General features: G+C 56.8%; 13 protein-coding genes and 1 tRNA gene. 3 read left to right on the forward strand and 11 right to left on the reverse strand.

The window, feature by feature from the left end; translation table 11 throughout:
• Positions 1-77: 77 nt before the first annotated feature.
• Positions 78-1,049 (forward strand): GlxA family transcriptional regulator, encoded by a 972-nt coding sequence (locus TSA66_RS11520; RefSeq protein WP_040040138.1) that lies wholly within the window; start codon positions 78-80, stop codon positions 1,047-1,049.
• A gap of 120 nt (positions 1,050-1,169) precedes the next feature.
• Here TSA66_RS11520 and TSA66_RS11525 read toward each other — a convergent pair whose 3' ends face one another.
• From TSA66_RS11525 to tnpA, 7 genes are all read right to left on the reverse strand, one after another.
• Positions 1,170-1,820, reverse strand: a complete 651-nt coding sequence (locus TSA66_RS11525; protein ID WP_157691661.1) for a hypothetical protein — start codon at positions 1,818-1,820, stop codon at positions 1,170-1,172.
• 223 nt (positions 1,821-2,043) lie between these two features.
• Positions 2,044-2,565 (reverse strand): hypothetical protein, encoded by a 522-nt coding sequence (locus TSA66_RS11530; protein ID WP_052452253.1) that lies wholly within the window; start codon positions 2,563-2,565, stop codon positions 2,044-2,046.
• Between the two features lie 167 nt (positions 2,566-2,732).
• Complete coding sequence (locus tag TSA66_RS11535; protein WP_040040140.1) at positions 2,733-3,407, reverse strand: dihydrodipicolinate reductase C-terminal domain-containing protein; 675 nt, start codon at positions 3,405-3,407, stop codon at positions 2,733-2,735.
• Positions 3,408-3,498: 91 nt separating this feature from the next.
• Positions 3,499-4,551: an alpha/beta hydrolase family protein gene (locus tag TSA66_RS11540; RefSeq protein ID WP_232429456.1), complete on the reverse strand. Its 1,053-nt coding sequence runs from the start codon at positions 4,549-4,551 to the stop codon at positions 3,499-3,501.
• 240 nt (positions 4,552-4,791) lie between these two features.
• Positions 4,792-6,363, reverse strand: a complete 1,572-nt coding sequence (gene tnpC / locus TSA66_RS11545) for an IS66 family transposase (protein ID WP_040039297.1) — start codon at positions 6,361-6,363, stop codon at positions 4,792-4,794.
• Between the two features lie 31 nt (positions 6,364-6,394).
• Positions 6,395-6,745, reverse strand: coding sequence for an IS66 family insertion sequence element accessory protein TnpB (tnpB, locus tag TSA66_RS11550; protein WP_040038456.1), 351 nt, complete (start codon positions 6,743-6,745; stop codon positions 6,395-6,397).
• Positions 6,721-7,146: an IS66-like element accessory protein TnpA gene (gene tnpA, locus TSA66_RS11555; RefSeq protein WP_040038455.1), complete on the reverse strand. Its 426-nt coding sequence runs from the start codon at positions 7,144-7,146 to the stop codon at positions 6,721-6,723. The genes tnpB and tnpA overlap by 25 nt, the downstream gene beginning before the upstream one ends.
• 81 nt (positions 7,147-7,227) lie before the next feature.
• Here tnpA and TSA66_RS11560 point away from each other — a divergent pair, with 81 nt between their 5' ends.
• Complete coding sequence (locus TSA66_RS11560; RefSeq protein WP_040040141.1) at positions 7,228-8,040, forward strand: AAA family ATPase; 813 nt, start codon at positions 7,228-7,230, stop codon at positions 8,038-8,040.
• A 14-nt stretch (positions 8,041-8,054) separates the two neighbouring features.
• Here TSA66_RS11560 and TSA66_RS11565 read toward each other — a convergent pair whose 3' ends face one another.
• Complete coding sequence (locus TSA66_RS11565) at positions 8,055-9,266, reverse strand: site-specific integrase (RefSeq protein ID WP_040040142.1); 1,212 nt, start codon at positions 9,264-9,266, stop codon at positions 8,055-8,057.
• Positions 9,267-9,400: 134 nt separating this feature from the next.
• Positions 9,401-9,475, reverse strand: a tRNA-Arg gene (locus TSA66_RS11570).
• A gap of 159 nt (positions 9,476-9,634) precedes the next feature.
• Here TSA66_RS11570 and TSA66_RS11575 point away from each other — a divergent pair.
• Positions 9,635-11,536 (forward strand): ATP-binding cassette domain-containing protein, encoded by a 1,902-nt coding sequence (locus TSA66_RS11575; protein WP_040040143.1) that lies wholly within the window; start codon positions 9,635-9,637, stop codon positions 11,534-11,536.
• 16 nt (positions 11,537-11,552) lie between these two features.
• Here TSA66_RS11575 and TSA66_RS11580 read toward each other — a convergent pair whose 3' ends face one another.
• Positions 11,553-12,392 carry a SirB1 family protein gene (locus tag TSA66_RS11580; RefSeq protein ID WP_040040144.1) on the reverse strand — a complete coding sequence of 280 codons (840 nt, stop codon included), beginning with the start codon at positions 12,390-12,392 and terminating at the stop codon, positions 11,553-11,555.
• Between the two features lie 65 nt (positions 12,393-12,457).
• The gene (gene murJ, locus TSA66_RS11585) at positions 12,458-14,008 is read right to left on the reverse strand and encodes a murein biosynthesis integral membrane protein MurJ (RefSeq protein ID WP_040040145.1); all 1,551 of its coding nucleotides are present in this window, start codon (positions 14,006-14,008) and stop codon (positions 12,458-12,460) included.
• Positions 14,009-14,129 lie beyond the last annotated feature (121 nt).

The raw sequence follows: 14,129 nt of genomic DNA on the forward strand, positions 1-14,129 counted from the left end.
GAACAGATTGCAGTCTAGTCCCGGGTCATCATTTGACAAATTGTCGAATATGACAATTTTCATGCCAAAATGGACAGATGCAAACGATCTTGATATTGGCAATGGAAGGTGTGATGGACTCCGGTCTTGCCATCTCGCTCGACACATTGAAGGCTGGCAGCGCCTTCCTCTCCGGTTCAGGCAGGAAGCACAAGATCCGCATCGTCACCGCCGCACACAGGAAATGCATTCGAACCGGCGCGGGACTGCGACTGACGGCGGATTTGACCTTCAAGGAAGTCAGCGAATCTGGCATCAAACCAAACTGGGTGATTGTCCCGGGCGCGGGGTTGACGTCCGATAAGGAAATCGCAGCCCGACTCGCAAGAATCGATTCAATCCAGGCCATGCGGTTGCTGCAGGCTTTCGGCAAGGTGAACGCCAATATCGGTGCAGCCTGCTCTTCTGTATTCTTCCTGGCGGAAGCAGGCTTGTTATCAGGCCGCGCGGCGACGACGACGTGGTGGCTGTCCCATCTCTTCCGCACCCGGTATCCCGACGTCAGGCTGGACGAATCAAAGATGCTGGTGCGCGACGGCCAGTTTTTGACGGCCGGTTCCGCCTTTGCTCAGCTGGATCTTGCACTGGCGATTGTTGCCGATACGATGGGCGCTTCCGTTGCGCATTTATGTTCGCGCTATTTGTTGATCGACCGGCGACCATCACAGGCAAGGTACATGATACAAACGCATATCCGGCATATGGACCCGACCGTGCTTGCCGCCGAACGCTGGGTAGACGCTCACATCCTGTCCCCGATCAGCGTGGCCACCTTGTCGTCCGAGCTGGCAATGTCACCCAGGACACTGGCACGAAGAATTCAGTCTGCCACGGGCCTTTCACCTGTCAAATTTATCCAGCGCCGCAAATTGATGCATGCCATCCATCTCATTGAAACGACATCGCTGTCGATCGAGGCCGTTGCCGAGAAGATCGGATACCAGGATGGCACGGCATTACGTAAATTGGTGAAACGCGAATTCGGCACCACGCCGAGCGGATTACGCTGAACCTCGCCGGCACAATGCCAGCTTGCTGTTTTTCTCCTCCCGGGGGCAATAATCGTCCATCGGCATTCCGAGAAAAGCACATGCAGCCATGCGACTGCCTGTCGTAAAGGTCCTCGTCAACTAGGACGACTTGCCGCAACTTTGGCGCGTAAGCCATGCCTCAGCCGTGTCTATCGTCTGAAAGAGCTCGATATTCCATTCACAGAAATCCGTAACGAGCCGCACTGCATGGGCCGACAATTTGCTGTGTCGCTCGTGCGCTAGAACGTGCGCAGCCATACGCATACCAGCCCGCCGCGCCAGCGGCAGAAAGCGGTACACGATCCATGGAACCGAGGTCGCCCAGCTTCCCACGACATACCGGCCGTCGTTGAGTACCTTGTCGGCTTCATACTCCAGCAAAAGTTTGTGCAAATGCTTGCATCCTTCTTGAATAGTCGAGAGCGTCTGGCGCCCTTTCCACTGAATGCGGACGTAGTTGCCATGCTCGACGAAACTCAAGTCGAAACTGGGGTGATTCACCAACTGTATTTCATCGGTTAGCTTGCCGGACGTATCACTGCAATGATTCAACATAAAACGGAGTGGCTTGTAGGGCGGTGGCGAAGAAATACGCCAACAATGTAGAAATGCTCTGAAACCTGAAGCGTTGCCCGGCGCATGGCCAGGGAAAGCGTGATTCGGAGTGCAGCGCAGCATAGTAATGCCACTTTTGCGCAGTGGAACAGGCTTTGCTTGACCCTGCAAGCCAGTTCGCTGATCGGCCAGCATGTGCGGGAGTTTGTCCAGTAGCGCCGGCGTGTCACTAGCCGGAATAATGCAGAACGACTGCGTTTAAGCGTCGCAGAATTATGTCGATTTCACCTATGCTGAAGGATCCCCGGGCTGGCTTGTTTGCGCCGGCGCCCAGCCGCTTCAGACTTGACCGCCTATCTCGGAACGCGCTCCTTACCTGTCTTTTGGCAAGCCGGAAAGCGGCCATTCAAGGCGTAGTTCAGGGATGCTCGCTTGACGTCCCCGCCAACCTTGATCGAGCGGCGCTCATTAACGCCTTCGTGTAGAGGTGGTGAAAGCCATGAAAAGCGTGGAAGGCAAAGCCGAAAGACGCTACTCCCTCGGAAGAATGAGACAACGGCACGACCGCTGAGCCGAAATAGAGCCGGGTTGCTCGTGCGTCAAGTGGTTCCGCCATGAGCCAGGACCGAGTGCGCCCAAGAAAATCGCGCAACAACAGTTGGTCGGGCTTGCGATCCTCCACGCTCCACACTGCAAAGTTAGATGACATGCCACCGGCCAGCTCTAACGCGCCCGCATCGGAAGATGGCCTGCACGCCAATAGCGCAAGGATGTGCCGCTCAATCTTGAATAATGAGGTGGTGTAAAACGTCGCAACGTACTCTTTGAAGGAGACGAGGCGAGGCACATCCATGTAATAGCAGTCGGTGTACGAGCCATGCTGCCTATAGCGGTGGAGCAATGCCTCTGGCCGTAGTTCTATTAGACGAATGGGTGACATGGCAGTTTCAATGGGTGGCCTAATGCCCTAGTTAGCTGGCGCCGAAACACGAAGTGCGGAGGATACCGGCATAGGCCATGAGAACGCTGAAGGCATGGCCTATGCCGGCGTCCGCGTTGAACCCACAGTGAGGCTGGGGAGCGGAGGCATGGACTTGCATGAGCACTTTATACCCACCCATTTTCGATAAATTCAGTAATGGAATACACACGGGATTCGAGCTTTCTCTGGTTAACTGCACCAATGATTTGTTGGACACCGCTCGCATATGGAGAGTCACCGTATACCCTCGTTTCCATGGAAATCGTGCATGGCCCGTCTTGAATGGTTATCCGATGGAACGCATGTCGAGACAAATGCTCGTTCGGTATGGCGAGCTCGCCTGCTTGTTGCGCTGGGTTTCGCACCGACGTGATGTCGGACGCCACGACGCCGAGCGAATTTGCCATCTGTACGGCCGTTCCAGGAACAGATGTTTTGGAGGCTTGGTGTGATTCGGTTATCTGGATTTCGCAGCCTGTAAACATGGCCCCTGAACGTTCCAGCATACACATGAACTTGAGCATGAGGATGTTGGTGTTAGGGCACAAGACCACGGGAAAACTCGAATGGGTTCCTTCCAGCGAAGACCCGGTCGAAAGCTCGACAAGCACAGATGATGTGCGTGAACAAAATTCTGTAATTGAACCGATTTCTCGTCCCGATCCGGCGTGAACCACAATGCTCTTGGCATTTGAGGCGGATTCGCCAGGCCAACGAGCGATAGATAGCCCCTTTAGAGGAATGAGCTTTTCGAGTAACTCGGTTGAGAGTTTCCCTGTGCCCGCAATGTAAACCTGCATTTGTTGTTCTTTCGCGTGGAGTTCGAGAGCGCCTAGCGAATGATTTCGCGGGCGCCGCAAGGGCCTCTGTACAACGACTTGTTACGTCTTCTCATGCACCATCCATTAAATTCCGTATAAAGAAATTTGTGATGTTCTGATTCAATTCCGGAATGAGCCGAGCGCGATCAAACGCGGGCGGGTCTCCTAGAAGAAAATTGCCAATGCTATTCGGTTCTAGTGGCGGCAGCGGCGACAGCATCGCACCATGACCGCCATCAGGAAGATTCATGACAACCTCGCACCTTGGAGCACACGCCTTGAGAATGGCTTCCACATGAAAGCGCGGGATCTGATTAATATCCTTTGCTGCAATGATGAGGCCTAATTTCGCTCGCGGTTGCTTAAGTGACTCGGGAATAAAGTCGGCCGCGAATGGGACCATTGCGACGGCGGCCTTGATACGTGGGTCATGATACTGCCGGACCGTCTCATCTGAAAAACGCAAAGCAATCACACGCTTAGCAATCCAAATCTTTAACCCATCTAGCCAATTTCCTTTAAGCAGCGTCGTAAAACCAACACATGAGGAAAAATCTTGTTCAATGTGCTTTTCGCAGTGCGCCTTAAAGCGCTGATCCGACCACAGTCCTCCTGCAAGCGACAGCACGGTGTGGCCGCCAGCCGACCCGCCAAACACGCCAACTGAACCGAATGATAAATGCTTTGCTAGGGGTTCATAGTTAGCGACAGCATCAATTGCGGTTGAAACTTCCTGCGGTCGTTTTCGCCAGCTAGGAGGGCCGGGTTCTGATGGATCAAGATAGTTGTCTCCCTGATGTAAAGGTATCGCCACAGTAAAACCACGATGCACCAAGGCGCGGGCCAAATCAGTATGAACCCACGGTGACCCGCCAGAACCATGGGAGATAACAATTAAATGTTCATTCCCCATCATCGGTTGCCCATTAGGCACCCAAGACAAGTTAAATGGCCCTTGGCGAACCGGTAGCTCGGTGCCTGATGAGGGATAGAAAACCGTCATCATTGCGCCATCGGATTGCGTTAATTGTGTGAAGCCCATGCTGGGCATGGCAGCCGAAGCTTGCGATGTGGGCACTGAACAAAATACTAGTGCCGCGCCCGATAGAAAGCGCTGCACCATTACGACCCAATTAAGTTGCCGGATTATCCCCTTGAGCATTGTTTATGAGATCTAACGTTTTATAAATTGCAAAATACCAATTTAACATTGCACCCTGTCGTATAACATCCCATATCCGTGAGCTGGGAGCCCGCATGCAGACTGGACTTCTAGGCATCCACTGTATGTATTTGCAGTATTAACGTAAGCGATCCATGACGGACGTCCCTTGTCGGATAGTCTCGCGTGTTGTTAGCGCGATTACAACCGAGTCGTCGGGAGGGAGATTTTCCAGGGCAGCAGCGCCTCGTAATCATCGGCCGTAGTTGCCAGAGGCAGCGCGCGGAGCAGTTTGATCAGGTAGGCGTACGGATTGACGTTATTGGCCTTGCAGGTCTCGATGATGGAATACAGATTGGCGCTGGCAGTAGCGCCGCCGACGGTGTCCGCAAACAGCCAGCCCTTTCGCCCGATCACGAAGGGACGGATCGCGTTTTCGCACTGGTTGTTGTCAATCGGCCAGAGGCCGTTCTCGATGTAGCGCGTCAGTTTGGACCACTGCCCACTCAGATAGGCAAGAGCACGGCCGAGCTTGCTGTTGGGCGTGACGATCGGCTGATACGTCAGCAGCAGGCGCTCGATGTGCTTGAGCACATGGGCGCTGTAGCGGGCGCGCAGCCGTTGTCGGTGGGCCGCGTCGGCGTGCCTGGCTCGGGCCTCGGCGGCATAGAGCTTGCCGATGGCTGCAATGAATTGCGTGGCAGGCTGCTGCGGTGTGCGCGACTCTTTCGGCAGCACGTCCTCGGCCTCGATGAAGTAGCGTCGACAATGGACCCAGCATCCGAGGTGCACCAGACCATGGGTCGCCGCGATGGCGTTGTAGACCTCATAGCCATCCGTCATCAGCACTGCGCCTTTGGCCATGCCGGCATAGAGTTTGAGCGCATGGCTGGTTCCCCGACCGGGAGAGTAGCCGAACAAGCGCACCGGCGGTCCCGTGCCATTCATCTGCGCCCACAGATAGCTTTGGGTCTGCGGCGAGCGGCCCGGTTCCTTGAGCACCTGCAGTTCCGTCTCGTCGCCGTACACCAGCTCGGATTCCAGCAGCACGTCGCGCAGCAGGTTGATGATCGGCTGCACTGCCTGACCAACGCGCACCACGCTGGCGGCCAGCGTGGTGCGCGACAGGTCGCCGCCAAAGCGGCGCAGCAAGGCCGCTTGCCGATACAGCGGCAAGCCATCCTGATACTTCGCCGTCACGATCCACGCCAGCGCCGCTTCGGTCAGCAGGCCCTTGGGGATGACGCGCGCTGCGGCAGGCGTGACCTTGATGCCGCCATCGCAGCACGGGCAGGCGTACTTGATGCGCTGATGCTGGATCACGCGTACCTGCTGGGGAATGATGTCGAGCTGTTCGCTGATCTCGGCACCGATTTCGATCAGGACGCTGCCGTCATGCGGGCAAATACGCTCGGATTCGGGCAGCTCGTGACGCACGACGTCGCGCGGTAGCGCGGGATCGAGCGGCTTGCGGCCACCACGCTTTTTGCGCAGATGGCTCGCCACTTCAACGCCTGGCTCGTCCTCTTTGGCAGGCTCAGCGGAGGCAGTCGGCGCCAGGGTCTCGGCCTCGTTAAAGAACAGATCCTTTTGCCCGGCACTGCGTGCTTCGCTGCGTGCCGCATACAGCTTGTGCAGATACGCCTGCACGCGTTCCTTGAGCAGGCCCCGCTCGAGCGTCACGACCCGCAGCTCACCGCGCAACGCGTCACGCTCCTGCGCTGCCTGGCGCAACGCTTCCAGTTCCTCGGCCGTGATCATGACGTTTTGCATGGACTTTTTGACAACGCTCTGCCGCCCCGGTTCACGCCGTGCGACGGTAATGGCGCACAGGATGGCCGCGCATGGCTTCCAGGTCGATCCCATCGAGCAGCCATTGCAGCTGCTCGACGCTGAGCTCGACCACCGCTGACGCTTTCGGCCAGACGAAGCGGTCCGCTTCCAGCCGCTTGAACAGAAGCCAGAATCCGGTGCGATCCCACAGCAGCAGTTTGATGCGGTCGCGCCGCTTATTGCTGAAGACGTAGACCGCCCGAGCAAAGGGATCGAGCCCGAGGCCTTGTTCGACCAGCGCAGCCAGGCCATTGATGTTCTTGCGGCCGTCCACCGGCTCGCGGTGCAGGAATACCTTCAGAGCCGGGTCGAGACGGAACATGGCAGTGTGCACAGCAGGCGCAACAAGCACGACAGCTCATCTTCGCCATGCCCACTCAGACAAATCTCGATGCCGTTGGGCAGCCGCACTCGTAACCCGGACTCTGTGGGCTTGCTGCAGGAGCCCGCCGGCACGACCGGTATGAATGGAGGCGGTGAAGGCGCGACAGACTGTGATGTCGCAACAGGAGATTGCTCCTGTTTCTGCAGGTGCAGGCTGATCCACTTGCGCAGCAGGTTCGCGTTGATGCCATGCTTGAGCGCCACGCGCGCCACTGACACGCCTGGCTTGAGGCATGTCTGGACCAGCTCGGCCTTCGCCTGTTTGTCATATCGCCGGCGTCCATCCCGCTTGCTGCCGACAACCAGCCGCTGCAACAGCTCTGAGTCATGCTCTGCCATAGGTGTCCACCTCCATGTAGGTGGACATATCCTGACTGCTCAAACTCCGCGATTCAAGACGCCGATGATGGATCGCTTACGATGGACACATCTGAGTTGGTTGGACGCATGAAGATGCTTTCTAAGGGACTCAAATGCAATCCTGAAGCATTGGCGAATAATTTCGTTTTGTGCGCGCGTCAAATTCAGACGACCATCACGGGCAATTTCATTGAAATTGAAACGGAGGAAAGCCAGCTTGGAATTCTTGGGTACGCTCAGGCAAACAAAATTGATTTGATCGTCGTTGACAATCTCACTACCCTGTCCGGCCAACTGGATGAGAACGCATCCAAGGACATGAAGCCGTTCAACACATTCCTGCTGAGGGCAAAGCAGCTTGGGATTGCTGTACTGGTGGTCCACCATCAAGGCAAGAGCAAGGATGGTGGCGCAAGGGGATCTACGGCCATGATGGCTACGTTCAACTTGGTTTTGAAGCTGGAGGCATCTACACAGGAACGGGCGGTTGGGGACAAGGATGCACGGTTTACCGTGGTCTTTGAGAAAAACCGTGGGAACGTGGAAAGCAGGCCATTGCCCGTTCGTGTAATGCAGAACGTAGGTGATGAGTTCAGGACAGGAGATGAGACTGTGATGCTGACAGTTGATCCTGACGCTGATAGCAATGGCATCAGGGCAGTAAAACTGTTAAAGACTTGCAAGTACAAGACCCAGTCAGAATTGGCACAAGCCTTTGGGGTAAAGCAACCAGCAATGAGCAAGATTCTGAAGTCAGCTATTGCGCAAGGTCTTCTCAAAGACAATGATCCTAGGGAATATTATAGGAGGGCAATGGAAGCTACTGCACCGGATGCAGATGCGATCGCCGGAGAGAGTAGGGAAGACTTCTAGCGGTGACGGGTGAGCTAACGGGCACCTAGGGTATGCGGTATGTCTGAACACGTAGCATCACGAATGTCTTTAGGGCACCCAGCTTCCCTGAGCCGGTCCTTCATTGCATGACGGAATGAGTGGCTGGTAATTCCCCAAACCTTCAGTTGCTTGTCGACGGCTTGGGATGCGCTGTCATTGCCCCTTAGCCTCGCATATTGGTCAAACAGCCCTAAGCCCTTCCGAGGAAGACTGACGGCGTGTTTCAAGGCTTCCAAAGCAGCGCCTACGACTGGGACCCTCCGTTCACCCTCGTCATTCTTGAGGGACCTCCACAGACGATCCCGGAAGTACACATGCGGAATTTCGTGGTCAAGGAAAACATCGTCGATACCAAGACCCGATACCTCCCCGATGCGCGTACCCAACTCTGTTTGCAGCAGGATCATCAAGGAGGTTACGTTGGGAATCTTGTTATGGAACGTCTGAACAATTTCCCGCACCTCAGTAGGTGAGGGAACCTTCGTTTCCTTGGCATCCTCGCCTTCGCCCGGAATGCGGTGTGACTCGAATGGGTTTTTCTTCTGGATTTCCAGTTCCCTGATGGCTGCGCTTGCGATTGCGCCAAGCGTATTCAGTTTCCTCCGCACTGTAGTGGTCTTGTCTCCTTTTTCAAGACGGTAGCCAATCAGATGCCGTGCGTGGACCCATGAAAATTCCGCAAATTCCATGTCTCCGACCAAATCCACAAGCTGCTTCCAATCCCTTGAAACCTTGCGGATAAAGGCTTCATCGGAACCCCTTTGGTGTGTCTTCAGGTAAAGATGCAAGGCATCGGAGAGGCGGAACGAGTTGGGGTTAGACAGGATCTTCCATGCTTCAAGCTGATGTGGTGCAAGGTACTGCGAGGGAGTTGCTGAGTCGTACAGGTCTTGATCGTTCTTGGCGTATTGCCCCCGTAACGGTTCGATTACATAGTCAATGAAATGCTCAAGGTCATACTGCTCGGCTAAAGCACGGGCTGCGACGATGACTTCTGCAGGTGTGGCTTTCTTTCCGTCAGTGAGTAACTTGAACTCAGCCATGTGCTGCCGTGTAAGTTCCTCGGCTTTCCTTGTGGCTTCTTTGAGGTCAGATGTGCGAAGACTCTGACGGATGAACCGTTTACCGTAGGGAATGATGAGATGCTGTGGAACCCGCAGATAGAACTGATAAGTCTTTCCGCGAAGCTGAAGATGCTGAACCATAAGTGTGATTCCTGCGCCTAAACGAATGTGCATAGTCGGAACACGATATGTGCCCGTGTATCACACTCTGTATCACAGCTTTACAGTTCACTTGGTTCTAACTGCTTGATTTAGCAGGGAAAGTATCGGGATTTTGGTCCCGCCGACAGGAATCGAACCTGTATCTAGCGCTTAGGAGGCACTCGTTCTATCCATTGAACTACGGCGAGACGCTAAGAGAATGACGCAGCATTTTGCGTCACGCCCGGAATTATAGCCGAGACCATCGCGGGAAATCAGTTTCGCGGTGAGCTTATCGGTACAATGCGTGCTTTATTCGATTATTCGGGTTGGCGCTTCAGCCGCCAGCCCGTCAGGCAAAGCTCATCATGGCGGTTATCTCCCTCACCAACGCGCAACTTGCATTCGGCCACGTCGCTTTGCTCGACCACGCGGAATTTTCCCTGGAGCCGGGCGAGCGCGTCGGTCTCATTGGCCGAAACGGCACTGGCAAATCCTCGCTGCTGAAAATTATCGCCGGCCAGTCCAGGCTGGACGATGGCTTGCTGGTGATGCAGCAGGGACTCAAGATTGCGTATGTGGAGCAGGAGCCGCTGTTCGCCAGTGACATGAGCGTGTTCGACGCCGTGGCGTCCGGCATGGGCGAGCTGCAGCAACTGCTCGATGAATACAACCGGCTTGCCGCGCAATTGGGCGGCAGCGACGACGCCGCGCTCATGGACCGTATGCATGCGATTCAGTCGAAGCTCGATGCGGCCGATGCATGGAGCCTGGGCAATCGGGTGGAAACGACGCTGGGACGCCTGAGCCTCGACAAGAACGCGCTGATGGGAACGCTATCGGGCGGCACGCAAAAGCGCGTCGCGCTTGCGCGCGCCCTGGTCGGTGCGCCGGACGTATTGTTGCTCGACGAGCCGACCAACCACCTCGATTTCACCTCCATCATGTGGCTGGAGGCGTTGCTGCGCGATTTCAAGGGCAGCATCCTGTTCATCACCCACGACCGCTCGTTCCTGGACAACGTCGCTACCCGGATTGTGGAGCTCGACCGCGGGAAGCTGCTTTCATTCCCCGGCAATTTCAGCGCCTACCAAAAGCGCAAGGCAGAGCAGCTTGAAGTCGAGGCGGTCGAAAACGCGAAGTTCGACAAATTCCTCGCACAGGAAGAAGTCTGGATCCGCAAGGGCGTGGAAGCGCGCCGCACGCGCAATGAGGGCCGGGTGCGGCGCCTGGAGGAGCTGCGCCGCCAGCGCGGCGCGCGGCGCGAACAGCAGGGGCAGGTCCGGCTCGATGTGTCAGCGGGCGAGCGCTCCGGCAAGATCGTGGCAGAGCTGGAACATGTCGATAAGCGTTACGGCGACAAGGTTATCGTGCGCGATTTCAGCACGATCATCATGCGCGGCGACAAGGTCGGCCTGATCGGCCCCAACGGCGCAGGCAAGACCACGCTGCTGAAGCTGATTCTCGGCGAGGAAGCGCCGGACACCGGGACGATCAAGCAGGGCGCGCGCCTGCAGATTGCGTATTTCGACCAGATGCGCGCGCAGTTGAATGAAGAGGCAAGCCTGGCCGACACCATTTCGCCGGGCAGCGACTGGGTCGAGATCAATGGCCAGCGCAAGCATGTGATGACGTATCTGTCCGATTTCCTGTTCGCGCCGGAACGCGCCCGCTCGCCAGTGAAGTCCTTGTCGGGCGGCGAGCGCAACCGCTTGCTGCTTGCGCGCCTGTTTGCCAAGCCGGCGAATGTGCTGGTGCTCGACGAACCGACCAACGACCTCGACATCGATACGCTGGAGCTGCTGGAGGAACTGCTGGAGGATTACAGCGGTACGGTGTTTTTGGTCAGCCACGACCGCGCCTTCCTGGATAACGTGGTCACGCAGGTGATCGTCGCGGAGGGCGAAGGGCTGTGGCGCGAGTATGTCGGCGGATATTCCGACTGGGAGCGCGTGCGCGCGTCGAGCGCCGTACCGGCAAAAGCACCGGCCAAGGCGGAGAGCAAGCCGGCGCCGAAAGAGGCGCCTTCCGCCGCTAAACCGAAGAAGCTCAGCTACAAGGAGCAGCGCGAGCTGGAGTCCTTGCCGCAATTGATTGCCGATCTCGAAACGGAGCAAAAGACAATCTCCGCGCAGCTCGCCGATCCGGAACTGTATCGGCAACGGCCGGAAGAAGTGCAGCGGCTCAATCAGCGCTTTGCGGAAATCGACGAGCTGCTGATGGAAAGCCTTGAGAAGTGGGAAGCGATCGAGGCAAAGACGAAGGGCTGACACGCGTCGGCGCGTCCTAGTTCATCCGCTTGCACGCCTCGCGCAGTTCCGGCAGTTTGCTGCGCAAGGCTTCCGCATCCGGCGCATACGGACGCTCTGCCAGGTAGGCTTCCAGGTCCAGCAGCGCCGCTTGTGGACATTCCAGGTTGGCGTAGGCTAGCCCCCGGTCGCGCCGCTCGGTAATCTCATCCGGCAGCAGGATCACCAGCCGCTGCTGCACGCCCAAAACGCGCTGCCAGCGCAGATGCTCGACAAACAGCGTTTTCAGATTGCGCAGCATGCGCACCAGGATTTCGCGCGGATGGGCCGCATGCAGGTAATACGATAACGGGATCGCGCCCGGATAACTCTGCTGCTCGAAGTAGGGCTCCAGCCGCTCTTCCAGTTCTTCGCGCGACAGGCTGGCGCCATTAAACGGATCGAGCACAATTTCGCCGGATTGCACTGTCAGCTTCATCAGGAAGTGGCCGGGGAAGGAAATACCCTTGACGTTCAGGCCGATCTGCTGCGCCAGTTCCATGTACAACACTGCCAGCGAAATCGGAATGCCGCGCCGCGTGCTGATCACGCGGTGCAGGTAGCTGTTATCGGGGTCGTAATAGTCGTTCACGTTCCCGGCAAAGCCGAGTTCGCGATAGAAGAAATGATTGAGCAACCGCAGTTTCTGAATGCTCGACGCATCCGACGGAAAACGCCGTTGCAGCTTTGCGGCAAGCATATCGACTTCGGCTTGCGTTGCCGCCAGATCCAGATTCGGATCGACGTCCTGTGCAATGGCCAGCGCAGCTTCGAACAGGGGGATCGAATCGTCCTCCTGAACGAGCGACGCGAAGTAATCGAGGGATTTGATCTCCATACATGACCATCATAAACCATCGCGCTACCAAATAAAGGGCAGAGTGGAAAAGGACGGTCGCGATTTCAGACGGATACCCGCTTGAAATCACGGAAGCGGAATCCCATGGCCAGCAGTGCCCCAAAATAAGTTGCCCCGCAAGCGACCATCACGATGCCAAGGGCACCCACACGCTGTAGCGGATGGGCGCGTAAGGCCATCCAGTCGAAATGACTGGCTGACCACAGCGCCATGCCCGCCAATAAAAACAGCGCACCGGTCAGCCTGAGCAGGAAGATACGCCAGCCGGGTCGTGCCACATAAATACCGCGCCGGCGCAGCCCCCAGTACAGAAACGCCGCATTAACACATGCGCCAAGCCCGATCGACAGAGCGAGTCCGGCATGGGCAATCCATGGCACGAACATCAGGTTCATCAACTGCGTGGCCACCAGCACGCCAATCGCGATTTTCACCGGTGTGCGGATATCCTGCCTTGCATAAAATCCGGGCGCCAGGATCTTCACCAGAATCAGGCCGATCAGCCCGACGCCATAAGCAACCAATGCGCGCCCGGTCATGGCGACGGATTGCGCATCAAATTTTCCATAATGAAATAGCGTGGTCGTCAGCGGTTCCGACAAGGTCGCCAGTCCAACGGCCGCCGGCATCGCAAGCAGGAAGGTCAGGCGCAGGCCCCAGTCCAGTAGCGCCGAGTATTCCTCGGTATTGTTATCGGCATGTGCCTTGGAAAGGCTGGGCAACAGGATCGTGCCCAAGGCAACACCCAGCAGCGCTGTCGGGAGTTCCATCAGGCGGTCCGCATAGGACAGCCAGGACACGCTGCCGTTGGCCAGGCGGGAGGCGATGTTGGTATTGATGATCAAGCTGATCTGCGCCACCGATACGGCGAACGTCGCCGGGACCATTTGGCGCAGGACGCGCCGCACGCCGGCGTCGCTTGTGGCAACTAGTGGATTCAGCGCAATTTTCGGCAGCATGCCGATTTTCCGCATTGGCGGTATCTGTACGGCCACCTGCAGGATGCCGCCGATGATGACAGCAATCGCCAGTGCGTAGATCGGTTGCTGCAGATGCGGCGCGAGAAACAGCGACGCGGCGATGAAGGATAGATTGAGCAGAACTGGGGTGAATGCCGGCACCCTGAATTCGCGCCAGGTATTCAATACGCCGCCGGCCAGCGCCACGAAGGACATGAATCCGATGTACGGAAACATGAGGCGGGTCATGACGACCGATACATTGAAGGCTTCCGGATCGGATTTGAGGCCGGTTGCCATGAAGTAGACGATGACTGGTGATGCAACAATTCCAAGTAGGCAAGTCAGTACCAGCGCCCAAGTCAGCAGGGTTGCGACGTGATCGACCAGTTCCTTGGTGGCTTCGCTCCCTTTTTTATTCTTGTATTCGGCCAGGATCGGCACGAAGGCTTGCGAAAAGGCGCCTTCTGCAAACAACCGGCGCAGCAGGTTGGGAATACGGAAGGCAACGAAAAAGGCGTCGGTGTAAGCGGAGGCGCCGAAGGCGCGCGCAACCAGCAGTTCGCGGACAAGGCCCGTCACGCGGGACACCATGGTCATGCCGAAGATCGTGGCAAGCGTTTTGTGCAGATTCATGGGGCGCAATTATAGCTGTGGATATGACGGCGCCCGGCGCGCAATTGCTTCCAGTTGTTTCGTATCCGATTCAATGCGAAGCGTTGCCCAATTCCCAAAAAAACGTTATAATCCGCAGCTT

This window comes from Noviherbaspirillum autotrophicum (genome assembly GCF_000818395.1).
GTDB classification, from domain to species: Bacteria; Pseudomonadota; Gammaproteobacteria; order Burkholderiales; family Burkholderiaceae_D; genus Noviherbaspirillum; species Noviherbaspirillum autotrophicum.

What these genes read in the sequence shown, in the direction of transcription:
- TSA66_RS11535 (WP_040040140.1), bottom strand. Translation starts at nt 3,407, where the DNA reads ATGCAGGTTTACATTGCGGGCACAGGGAAACTCTCAACCGAGTTACTC.
- TSA66_RS11560 (WP_040040141.1), top strand. Translation starts at nt 7,228, where the DNA reads ATGGACACATCTGAGTTGGTTGGACGCATGAAGATGCTTTCTAAGGGA.
- murJ (WP_040040145.1), bottom strand. Translation starts at nt 14,008, where the DNA reads ATGAATCTGCACAAAACGCTTGCCACGATCTTCGGCATGACCATGGTG.
- TSA66_RS11540 (WP_232429456.1), bottom strand. Translation starts at nt 4,551, where the DNA reads ATGGTGCAGCGCTTTCTATCGGGCGCGGCACTAGTATTTTGTTCAGTG.
- tnpA (WP_040038455.1), bottom strand. Translation starts at nt 7,146, where the DNA reads ATGGCAGAGCATGACTCAGAGCTGTTGCAGCGGCTGGTTGTCGGCAGC.
- TSA66_RS11575 (WP_040040143.1), top strand. Translation starts at nt 9,635, where the DNA reads ATGGCGGTTATCTCCCTCACCAACGCGCAACTTGCATTCGGCCACGTC.
- TSA66_RS11525 (WP_157691661.1), bottom strand. Translation starts at nt 1,820, where the DNA reads ATGCTGGCCGATCAGCGAACTGGCTTGCAGGGTCAAGCAAAGCCTGTT.
- tnpB (WP_040038456.1), bottom strand. Translation starts at nt 6,745, where the DNA reads ATGTTCCGTCTCGACCCGGCTCTGAAGGTATTCCTGCACCGCGAGCCG.
- TSA66_RS11580 (WP_040040144.1), bottom strand. Translation starts at nt 12,392, where the DNA reads ATGGAGATCAAATCCCTCGATTACTTCGCGTCGCTCGTTCAGGAGGAC.
- tnpC (WP_040039297.1), bottom strand. Translation starts at nt 6,363, where the DNA reads ATGCAAAACGTCATGATCACGGCCGAGGAACTGGAAGCGTTGCGCCAG.
- TSA66_RS11565 (WP_040040142.1), bottom strand. Translation starts at nt 9,266, where the DNA reads ATGGTTCAGCATCTTCAGCTTCGCGGAAAGACTTATCAGTTCTATCTG.
- TSA66_RS11520 (WP_040040138.1), top strand. Translation starts at nt 78, where the DNA reads ATGCAAACGATCTTGATATTGGCAATGGAAGGTGTGATGGACTCCGGT.
- TSA66_RS11530 (WP_052452253.1), bottom strand. Translation starts at nt 2,565, where the DNA reads ATGTCACCCATTCGTCTAATAGAACTACGGCCAGAGGCATTGCTCCAC.